Annotated in this window: 9 protein-coding genes and 1 pseudogene; 3 read left to right on the top strand and 7 right to left on the bottom strand. The window is 72.1% G+C overall.

From position 1 onward, the window contains the following. Positions 1–105: 105 nt before the first annotated feature. Positions 106–888, bottom strand: a complete 783-nt coding sequence (locus GA0070558_RS28335; RefSeq protein WP_176734411.1) for an inositol monophosphatase family protein — start codon at positions 886–888, stop codon at positions 106–108. A 187-nt stretch (positions 889–1,075) separates the two neighbouring features. Between GA0070558_RS28335 and GA0070558_RS28340 the strand changes: the two genes are divergently transcribed. Next, positions 1,076–2,797 (top strand): aminotransferase class V-fold PLP-dependent enzyme, encoded by a 1,722-nt coding sequence (locus GA0070558_RS28340; RefSeq protein WP_091285311.1) that lies wholly within the window; start codon positions 1,076–1,078, stop codon positions 2,795–2,797. 120 nt (positions 2,798–2,917) lie between these two features. On the opposite strand, the gene GA0070558_RS28345 is transcribed toward GA0070558_RS28340, so the two are convergent. Both GA0070558_RS28345 and GA0070558_RS28350 read right to left on the bottom strand, forming a co-directional pair. Beyond that, positions 2,918–4,108: a glycoside hydrolase family 12 protein gene (locus GA0070558_RS28345; RefSeq protein WP_091285313.1), complete on the bottom strand. Its 1,191-nt coding sequence runs from the start codon at positions 4,106–4,108 to the stop codon at positions 2,918–2,920. 545 nt (positions 4,109–4,653) lie between these two features. Then, positions 4,654–5,559, bottom strand: coding sequence for a bile acid:sodium symporter family protein (locus GA0070558_RS28350; protein WP_077940222.1), 906 nt, complete (start codon positions 5,557–5,559; stop codon positions 4,654–4,656). Positions 5,560–6,085: 526 nt separating this feature from the next. Between GA0070558_RS28350 and GA0070558_RS28355 the strand changes: the two genes are divergently transcribed. Together GA0070558_RS28355 and GA0070558_RS28360 are read left to right on the top strand one after the other, a co-directional pair. Beyond that, a complete protein-coding gene (locus GA0070558_RS28355) occupies positions 6,086–6,472 on the top strand; it encodes a hypothetical protein (protein WP_091285316.1) in 387 nt (128 codons plus the stop codon). 82 nt (positions 6,473–6,554) lie between these two features. After that, complete coding sequence (locus tag GA0070558_RS28360) at positions 6,555–6,965, top strand: YkvA family protein (protein ID WP_077940230.1); 411 nt, start codon at positions 6,555–6,557, stop codon at positions 6,963–6,965. Here GA0070558_RS28360 and GA0070558_RS28365 read toward each other — a convergent pair. From GA0070558_RS28365 to GA0070558_RS35060, 4 genes and pseudogenes are all read right to left on the bottom strand, one after another. Next, positions 6,950–7,783: a TrmH family RNA methyltransferase gene (locus tag GA0070558_RS28365; RefSeq protein ID WP_228986270.1), complete on the bottom strand. Its 834-nt coding sequence runs from the start codon at positions 7,781–7,783 to the stop codon at positions 6,950–6,952. The genes GA0070558_RS28360 and GA0070558_RS28365 overlap by 16 nt on opposite strands. A 39-nt stretch (positions 7,784–7,822) precedes the next feature. Then, entirely contained in the window at positions 7,823–8,593 is a 771-nt protein-coding gene (locus tag GA0070558_RS28370) for a phytanoyl-CoA dioxygenase family protein (protein ID WP_091285320.1), read from the bottom strand. A gap of 83 nt (positions 8,594–8,676) precedes the next feature. After that, positions 8,677–9,234: a sodium:calcium antiporter gene (locus tag GA0070558_RS28375; protein ID WP_369523392.1), complete on the bottom strand. Its 558-nt coding sequence runs from the start codon at positions 9,232–9,234 to the stop codon at positions 8,677–8,679. A 15-nt stretch (positions 9,235–9,249) separates the two neighbouring features. After that, positions 9,250–9,591, bottom strand: a pseudogene (locus GA0070558_RS35060) (hypothetical protein); the annotation flags it as partial. Positions 9,592–9,755: the final 164 nt, after the last annotated feature.

Consider the following 9,755-nt stretch of genomic DNA (forward strand, 5'->3'; position numbering starts at 1 on the left):
CTGTCCTGAGCCTTCCCCACACGTGGCGGGCCGCCCGGCGCACCCCCTCGCCGGGCGGCCCGTCGCACCATCAGCGCACCACCGTGACGCCGGCCCGCGGCGGCGTCAGCCCAGCGCGGCGACCCGGGGGCGCAGCCCGTCGATCAGCTCCGGCGGGGCGGCGAGGACCCGGCTGCCGCTCACCTCGACGGCCGCGCCGGCCTCGACGGCGATCACCAGACCGGCCGCCCAGTCCCACCGGAAGGCGCGGTCCTCGACGTACGCGTCGCAGCGGCCCGCCGCGATCCAGGCCAGGGCCAGCGCGGTGGAGCCGAGCATCCGCACCCCGCGCACGTCGCCGGCCAGGTCGGCGACCACGGCCGCCTGCACCCTGCGGTGGGCCACGTCGTAGGCGTACCCGGCGGCGAGGATGACCTCGTCGAGCGCGGTGCTGGCGGGCCGGGCCAGCGGGACGTCGTCGCGGAACGCGCCCCGGCCCCGGACGGCGTGGAACAGCTCGTCGTGCACCGGGTCGAGGACCACCCCGACGACCGGCCGCCAGCCGTCCGGCGTCTCCTCCTCGCAGGCCACGCTCACGCACCAGAACGGCATGCCGGAGATGTAGTTGACGGTGCCGTCGAGGGGGTCCAGCACCCAGCGCAGCCCGGAGCTGCCGGTGTGGCCGCTGCCCTCCTCGGCGAGGATGCCGTCGTCGGGCCGGCGGGCGCGCAGCAGCTGGACGATGTGCGCCTCGCTGGCCCGGTCCGCCTCGCTCACCAGGTCGGTGGAGGCCGTCTTGTGGTCGACCCGCCCGTGGTCGCCGAAGCGCCGCAGCAGCTCCCGGCCGCCGAGCCGCGCCGCCTCCTCGGCGACCCGCCGGCAGTCGTCCAGCTCGGCACCGCTGACCATCGTGTTCTCCTCGTGTCGGCCGCAGGGACGGTCGCGATCGTCGCACCGGAAGCGGTCCCGGCACCAGCTCACGCGGATGGCCGACCGCCGCGCCGTCCCTTGGCCGCGTGGGGCACACTGGGGTCGGCGCTCGGGACATCGACGCCCGCCGACCTGCCCCGACACCGCCACGGGGAGGCAGTTCGCCATGGGCACGTTGGGCGCGTCAAATACGGCAGACCGGCTGTTGGCCCGGATCCGGGACGGGATCGTCGGTGAGGGCGAGGTGCTGGACGGCCCCTACGGGCCGCGCCGGATCACGTACGCCGACTACACCGCCTCGGGGCGTGCCCTGGACTTCGTGGAGGACGCCGTCCGGGACTGGGTGCTGCCCCGCTACGCCAACACCCACACCGAGAGCTCCGCCACCGGCCTGGCGACGGGACAGTTGCGCGAGGACGCCCGGCGGATCGTCCACGACGCCGTCGGCGGCACCGACGAGCACGTCGTCGTCTTCTGCGGTTCGGGGGCCACGGCGGCGGTCGACAAGCTGATCGGGATGCTCGAACTGCGGCTGCCGCACGGGCCGACCCACCGCCACGGCCTGCTCGACCGCGTCCCGCCCGGGCAGCGTCCGGTGGTGTTCGTGGGCCCCTACGAGCACCACTCCAACGAGCTGCCGTGGCGCGAGACGTACGCCGAGGTGGTCGTCATCGGCGCGGACGCCGACGGGCACATCGACCGGGCGGAGCTCGCCGCGCGACTGGCCCGGTACGCGGACCGGCCGCTGCGCATCGGCAGCTTCTCCGCCGCCTCCAACGTCACCGGCATCCTCTCCGACACCGATGCGATCGCCGCGCTGCTGCACGCCCACGGCGCCCTGTCGTGCTGGGACTACGCCGCCGCCGGCCCGTACGTGCCGATCCGGATGGGCGAGTCGGCGCCGGGGGCCGCCGACGGCAAGGACGCGGTCTTCCTGTCGCCGCACAAGTTCGTCGGCGGCCCACAGACGCCCGGCGTCCTGGTGGTGCGCCGGGACCTGGCCCGCAACCGGGTGCCGACGACCCCGGGCGGCGGCACGGTGGCGTTCGTCGACCCGGTCGGGCACCGGTACCTCGACGACCCGGTCGCCCGCGAGGAAGGCGGCACGCCGGCGATCGTCGAGTCGATCCGGGCGGGGCTGGTGTTCGCCCTCAAGCAGGCCGTCGGCACCGAGGTCATCCGGGCCCGCGAGGAGCGGCTGTGGGCGCGGGCGCTGCGCCGCTGGTCGGCGAACCCGGGGATCGAGGTCCTGGGCGGCACCCGGGCCCGGCGGCTGCCCATCGTGTCGGTGCAGATCCGCCACGGCGACCGTCACCTGCACCACAACTTCGTCGTCGCGCTGCTCAACGACCTGTTCGGCATCCAGGCGCGCGGGGGCTGCTCCTGCGCGGGGCCCTACGGGCACCGCCTGCTGGCGATCGACGAGGAGCGCTCCCGCGCGTTCCGGGAGGAGATCGCCCTCGGCTGCGAGGGGATCAAGCCCGGCTGGGCGCGGATCACCTCCAACTACTTCATCTCCGACGTGGTCGCCGACTATCTCGTTGACGCGGTCGACCTGATCGCCCGGCACGGGCACCGGCTGCTGACCGACTACCGGTTCGACGTCGGCAGCGGCCTGTGGCGGCACCGCCGCGGCCCGGAGCGGCCGCTGCGCCTGACCGACCTGGGCCCCCTGCTGACCGGCGGCCCGATGGCCGTCGGCCGGCGGGAACGGGTCGGCGAGGAGGCCCTGGCCGGACACCTGCGCGAGGCGCGGCGGATCATCGCCGGCCGCGACGACCGCCTCGACGAGGGCCCGACCGGCCTGCCGTCGGGCGTCGAGGCGCTGCGCTGGTTCCACCTTCCGCCGGCCTGCACGGCGCCCCCGGACGCGCCGTCGTCGCCCTGACCGGGCGGCTGGCCCGGCGGTCGCGCCCGTTGCCCCTCGCGGCGCGGCCGCCCCGCCCGGTCGGCCACACGCGCCGGCCCCGCCACACCGTGGGGCGCGGACGGGGCCGACGGTCCGGGGTCAGTTGATGGTCACCGAGTAGGTGCTGGTGGTGACCTGGCCGTTGCCGGTGAAGATCTCCGGCCCCGCCTGGACGCTGGTCAGGTACTTGGAGCTGCTCATCCAGCCCCGGGCGACCAGGTCGTTGGTGAAGTCGCGGATGTTGAGGTTCGCGTTGGTGGTGTTGCTGGTCCGCACGTACGAGTAGACGTTCCAGGTGCCGACGTAGCCGCGCCAGATCTCCCAGGTCGTGCCGGCGATGGTGACCGTGCCCTGGCGGCTGCCGGCGGGGGACGCGTTGGAGCGGTAGAGCCAGATCATCAGCTCGTCCGAGGGCTGGTCGGCGGAGCCCGGGTTGGCCATCGGGTGCAGCCAGCAGTCGTAGGCGACGTTCTGGTTGACGGTGCCGATCTGCGTGACGGTGAACTGCCAGCTGGTGTTGACGTTGCGGTTGGCGGACAGCTGCACGGGCAGCCCGGTGTTCTGCCGCCGCCAGCCCCAGTGCCAGCCGAGGATCGCCGCCGCGAACGACTTGACGGTGCCGGCCTGGCCGCTCCAGTTGTAGCTGGTGCCCCACGAGATGCGGTCACCGGAGCCGCCGCTGGTCCAGATGCACTGGCTGCCCGCGCCGGTGCCGGCGCCCCACTGGTTGTTGGGGATCCAGTACTTGCCGATGTCGATCACGTCGGTGCTGTTGCACAGCCGGCCCGACGGCGGGTAGTCGCCGATCGGCGGCGGCGTGGTGGGCGGCGGCGTCGTGGGCGGCGCAGTGGTGGTGGGCGGCGGGGTCGTCGGGGTCGTCGGGCCGTTGCAGGTCACCCCGTTGACCGCGAAGTTGGTGGGCGCCGGATTCGCGCCGCTCCACGAGCCGGTGAAGCCGAACCCGACGGTGCCGTTGGTGGCGACCGCGCCGTTGTACGCGACGTTCGTCGCGGTCACCTGTGCGCCGCTCTGGGTCACGGTGGCGTTCCACGCCTGGGTCGCCTGCTGGCCTGCGGCGTAGGTCCAGGTGAGCCGCCAGGAGGTCAGCGGGTCGCCGAGGTTGGTGACGGTGACGTCGGCGTTGAAGCCGCCCGACCACTGCGACGACACCGCGTAGCGTACGGCGCACCCGGCCGCCGCCGCCTGCGCCACGGCCACCCCGGCGGCCGCGACGGTGACGGTCGCGGCCGTGCTGACGGCCAGCAGGGCCAGCCGCTTTCGATTCCCCATGACTTCTCTCCTTCGATCCGGCCACCCGGTGTCCCTCTCCGCTTCCGCCTCACCTCCGCCACGCCCGCCCGCCCGCCCGCCGATCTTGCACTTGCGGCCCCGACGAATAGCGCCGAACGCCCATGTGAGGGGCCCAAACTGCAAGATCGGCGAGCGTGGCGATGGGTGGAGATGGGTGGCGGCGGGCGGGTGGGGTGGGGTGGGGTGGGGGCAAGCGGGGTGGGTGATGTTAGCGTTCACAGTCGCTGGCGGGCCGGTGGTTTCCCGTGGACCTGACTGCTGACGGACGCGGCGACCCGGATGGCGAATTGCCCGGAATCGCCAGATGGATGCGGCGTCCGGCCAGGACGACCCCACCATCCATCGACGCACGTCGATACGACGTTACGGCAGCCGGCCGCCACCCGTCAACGCCGCCGACCCGCGTCCTGGCGCGCCCCGACCTCCCGCCGGCGCACGCCCGCATCACCACCCCGGCCAGGGCAACGAGCGCGAGAACGGCCGCGCCGGACCCGACCGGGATCGGATCCGGCGCGGCAGCGGCGTCACACCCGGCTCGGGGCCGCCGAGAAGTCGCCGGTGGCGGTGCCCGCGCGCACGCGCCGGGAGACGACGACACCGAAGACGGCGGCGGTGAAGAACATGACGAAGCCGTACGTCACCGACGGCATCGCCATCGTCGAGTTGTCGAGCAGCGTCGGGCTCATCCCGATGGTGATGGCCAGGCTGGCGTTGTGCAGGCCGATCTCGAAGGCCGAGGCGATCGACTCCCGCTCGCCGACGCGCAGCAGCCGGGGGCCGAAGTAGCCGAGGCCCATGCTGATCAGGTTGAACGCCACCACCGCGAGGATGATCTCGCCGAGGATGTCGAACACCTCCGAGCCGAGGCCGGCGATCACACTGGAGATCATCAGGATCAGCACCACCACCGACAGGACCTTGACGGCGCGCTCCAACCGCAGGGCGGCGTCGGTGAACCTCGCGCGGATCGCCATGCCGATCGCGATCGGGATCAGCACCAGAGCGAACACCTGGATCACCTTGTCGAACTGGAGGCCGATCGAGCTGTCCGAGCCGACGAAGCCCGCCACCGACAGGTTCACGATGATCGGCAGGGTGAACAGCGCGAGCACCGAGTTGACGGCGGTCAGCGAGATGTTGAGCGCCAGGTCGCCCTTGAACAGGTGGCTGTAGAGGCTGGCCGTGCTGCCGCCCGGCGAGGCGGCGAGCAGCATCATGCCGACCGCCAGCTCGGGTCGCAGGTCGAACGCGACGACCAGGCCCAGGCAGATCGCCGGCAGGATCAGCATCTGGGAGACCAGGCAGACGACCATCGCCTTGGGGTATCGCACCACGCGACGGAAGTCGTCGAGGGTCAGCGTGAGGCCGAGCCCGAGCATGACGATGCCGACAGCGATGGGAAAAAGTATGAGCACGGTGTCGTTACTCATGATGACTCCGCCTTCCGGGAGTAAGAGATCCATGAGTTTCACACCGCCGGCCACCACCCCGGTTCTCGAATGTTGCCCTATGCGCAGCCCTTGTCGGCGTCAGCTGCACAGTGACGCAAGACGTCCTCGGTCAGGCCGAAGGTGGCGGCCGGGTACGGGCGCGGGGCCAGGGGCCAGGAGCCCGGATCAGGCCCGGTCAGCCCCCGACAGGTAATGCTGGAGCCGTGCGTGGCGGAACTGGTAGACGACTCCGACCTGACGCAGCACACCCCGGTCTCGCGCGTCCGACAGGAAACGGCAGCCTGAGCAGACCTACGAACAGGTCGGTCCAGACGTCCCGCCCTCCGAAGGGGCCCGGGCCGCAGGGCCCCGGTGAGTCAGCAGTTCATCCCTTGTGGACGAGTGGGCGTAGCCGCTGTTTCAGAACAGTCGGAAGCCTACTCGACCAGGGAAATGGCCAAGTTCTTGACCGCTCAACTTTGCGACGTCAATTTGACGTAAGTCAATGAAGTTCGGGAGGAATGCCGTGCTGCTGAAGTCCCTTGCCGTCGCCGTGTCCGCCGCGAGCCTGCTGGCCACCGCGCCCGCCGCGTCGGCGGCACCTTCCCGGGCGTCCGAAGCGTGGCCGCCTGGCAACTGCACGCAGGGCACGTTCTGCGTCTGGCCCAACTGGGCGCACCCGAACCCCGCCCCCGTGGAGACTCCGTCCCTGGTGAGCGCCGGCGAGTGGTCCGGCAGCGCCCCGGCGAAGACCTACTACAACTACACGCCCCGCAACGTCGACATGAAATACTCCTACACCTGGCCGGACGGGTCGACGAGCCACTACACGCTCTGCACGCCCCCCGGCGGCAACATCTTCTATATTCCGGTGACGGTGACGCAGCTCAGCTGGCACGAGGGCTCCTGCTGACACCCGCACCTCCTGCCCACGTCCCCGGGGAGCGCGACTACGTTGACCAGTCGTGCACCCCGTACCCGATCACGACCTGGCCCTGCGCGACTGGGCCGTCGCCCTGGCCGGCGCGGTCGCGCTGCTGGTCGCCTCCTGGGCGCTGCTGATCCTGCTCGCGCGCCGGCTCCCGCCCGGCCTGCTGCGGGACCTCGCCGCCTTCGTCCCGGACTGCGTCACCATGGTCCGGCGGCTGCGCCGGGATCCCCGGGTGCCCCGCCGGGCGAAGCTCGCCATCCTGCTCGCCGGCCTGTGGGTGGCCAGCCCCGTCGACCTGATCCCCGAGTTCCTGCCCGTCATCGGCCCCCTCGACGACATCGTCGTGGTGGCGCTCGCCCTGCGCTACGCCGGCCGGCAGGTGCCCCGGGACGTCCTGCTCGCCGCCTGGCCGGGCGAGACCCGGCTCATCGAGCGGCTGCTCGGCGCACCCTCGGCCGGTCAGGGCACCGTCTGACACCGCCGGGCGGCACCGCTGCGCTGGCGTGCCGACTCGTAGAGCACGACGGTCGCCGCGGCCGCCGCGTTCAGGGAGCTGGCGGCCCCGGTCATCGGGATCCGGACGAGCTGGTCGCAGGCCGCCCGCCAGCCGGCGCTGAGACCGGTGGTCTCGTTGCCGATCAGGAGCAGTGTGGGCTGCGTGAAGTCGTACTCGGCGGCCTCCAGTGGGCCGTGCTCGTCGGTGCCCACCACGCCGACGCCGATGCCGTCGGCGCGAAGGCCGGCGACCCAGGACAGGACGGCCTGGGGTGCGGACGCCCGGACCACGGGCAGCGCGAAGAGCGAGCCGGTGCTCGCCCGCACCGCCTTCGGGTCGTACACGTCGGCGGCGTGGCCGGTGACGATCACGCCGGACGCACCGAAGGCGTCTGCGGACCGGATGAGGGTGCCGATGTTGCCGGGGCTGGTGGGCCGGTCGAACACGACGGTGAGCGTGGTCGGCCCGGCCGGGATGCGGGACAGGTCGTCCTCCGGCAGCGCGACCACGGCCAGCAGTTCGGGAACCGCGTCCGCCTTACCGCCCAGCTCGTGCATCAGCTCACCGGAAACGGCGAACCTCTCGGCCCGGACCGTGTCCAGCGTCTCGCGTGCCCAGCCGGACAGCTGGACGTCGGCGTCGTAGAGCAGCTCCCGGATCTGCCAGCCGTGCTCGATGGCCACGGCGATCGGGCGTACGCCCTGCACGAGGAACTCGCCGCGGCGCTGCCGCTTGGTCCGGTTGCGGAGGAGAGCCTCCCACTGCTGGAACCGCGCGTTGCGGCCAGTCACCCGCAGACCCACCGTTGTCCCGCCTCCCTCGTCTTCGTCAGCCGCCTATGCCCACCCGAGGCCCTGGCGGATCGCGATCTCCACGGGAGAGTACGCGCCGTCGGCCCGCTCCAGCTCGTACGGCGCGGCCGGCATCAGGGGCGGCTGGGCCAGGAAGCGGGGCCTCGTCCCGTGGTGGGGTTGCGCCGCGTGCACCAGGAACGGGTGGCACAGGAACACGTCGCCCGGGGAGCCGGTGGCCAGGGCGAGGGGCCGGTGGTCGGAGGCGGCCACCAGGTCGGGCGCGATGTCCAGCCCGCTCGCCCCGTCCTCGCCGTACTTCTCGAGCACCTTCGGCACGTCGAGGTGCGAGCCGACGCGGATGCGGGTCGGTGCGTCCTCCTCGCCTACCTCGCTGAACAGGAACAGCATCAGCAGCGCCCGGCCATGGGAGCGCAGGTTCGTGAAGTACCAGTTCGCCCCCTCCGGCAGGTAGCTGCCCTCGATGTGCCAGCCGGCGTCGTTCGGCTCGTCGGGGTGCGGGAAACGCAGCGGGAACGTGCCCAGCGAGTAACGCGGCTCCCAGCGTCCCGGCCCGACGAGCAGGTCGTACGCGTGGTGGAGGAACGGCGAGTTGGGTGCGGCGGCGAACGGCCCCTGCGCCAGGCCGGGCACCCAGTGCACGGGCTTCGTCCACGTGGCCGGGTCGTCCGGGTCGCAGCCCGTCTCCCGCCACAGCAGCCGGGCGCAGTCCGCGGCGACGCGCGGTGCGACGGCGCCCGGCAGCTTCACGAAGCCGTCGCGAAGGAACCGGGATACCAGGGTCGTGTCGTCCATGCCCCCATCGTGCGGCGACACCGGTGCCGGGCACCCGACACTTCGCGTGCCACTTCTGTCGGGTGTGGGCGCGACAGCGCCGGTCAGTCGGCCTCGACCGGCGCTTCGCCGAAGACGGCGAAGCTGACGACCCAGTACGCGACGTAGGCGGCGAGCAGCACGTATCCGTGCCAGCGCCGCAGCCGGCCGGTGTGGAGGAAGCATGCGGCGAGGACGGTCATGCTGACGAGCACCGGGAGGTGCCAGGAGAGCACGCTGTCGTCGACGACGATGCTGCCGCCGGCGAGGAGGATGATGCCGAGCTTCCCGGTGACGCCGAAGACGACACTGCCGACGACGTTGGCGATGCCGATGTCGGCGGCACCCCGGCGGGTCGGTTCGACGGTCAGCAGCACATCCTCGAGGGTGAGGACGAGGGTGGCGATGGTGGCACCGAACAGGGCCCCCGGGATCTGGAACTCCTCCAGCAGGCCCTCCGTGCCGATGCTGGTCATGGCCGCGCCGGCGACGAGGCCGACCAGCGCGACGACGGCCAGCCCGATCGCGGCCCAGCCGGGAAGCGGACGGGCCCGGTCGAACGGCATCGGCACGACGAAGGGTGCCCCGCTGGTGGCCGGCGGGCCCGGCCGAAGCTCCCGCATCGCCACGTAGCCGAGGAAGAGCGCAAACAGCAGCAGGAGCAGCACGCCGTAGAGCGGGGTGAGGGGCCCGAACACGAGGAAGGGGATCAGCACCAGCGGCGCGGCGGCGAACAGGGCGAGGTAGTGGCCGGGGACGGCGATCCGGGTGGGCGAGATGATCGCGGCGAGGGCGAGCACCACCCCGATCATCGAGATCGCCGTGCCGAAGACCGTGCCGAGCGCGACGCCGCTGAGATCCTCGATGTTGAGCGCCACCCCGAAGGCGACGTCGTCGAACTCGATTCCGGTGAAGACGATCGCGAGCAGGAAGACGGATACGCGCAGGCCCGACGCGGCACCGACGAGATAGGAGACAAGCTTTTCCGCACTGAAGTGATCTCAGCAAGGTTCGTCGCGTTGGCGCGAACGACACGGGCATAACAGCCATACCGGATGGCGCTGGGATGGGCGTGGGGCCCCCGATAGACAGGTTCTTGCGAAGGAAACCGATCTATCCGAAGGACCCCACGTGATCACGTATT

It is taken from the genome of Micromonospora haikouensis, assembly GCF_900091595.1.
Taxonomy (GTDB): Bacteria; Actinomycetota; Actinomycetes; order Mycobacteriales; family Micromonosporaceae; genus Micromonospora; species Micromonospora haikouensis.

Coding starts and splice junctions, on each gene's coding strand:
- GA0070558_RS28335 (WP_176734411.1), bottom strand. CDS start 888: ATGGTCAGCGGTGCCGAGCTGGACGACTGCCGGCGGGTCGCCGAGGAG.
- GA0070558_RS28340 (WP_091285311.1), top strand. CDS start 1,076: ATGGGCACGTTGGGCGCGTCAAATACGGCAGACCGGCTGTTGGCCCGG.
- GA0070558_RS28345 (WP_091285313.1), bottom strand. CDS start 4,108: ATGGGGAATCGAAAGCGGCTGGCCCTGCTGGCCGTCAGCACGGCCGCG.
- GA0070558_RS28350 (WP_077940222.1), bottom strand. CDS start 5,559: ATGAGTAACGACACCGTGCTCATACTTTTTCCCATCGCTGTCGGCATC.
- GA0070558_RS28370 (WP_091285320.1), bottom strand. CDS start 8,593: ATGGACGACACGACCCTGGTATCCCGGTTCCTTCGCGACGGCTTCGTG.
- GA0070558_RS28375 (WP_369523392.1), bottom strand. CDS start 9,234: ATGCGGGAGCTTCGGCCGGGCCCGCCGGCCACCAGCGGGGCACCCTTC.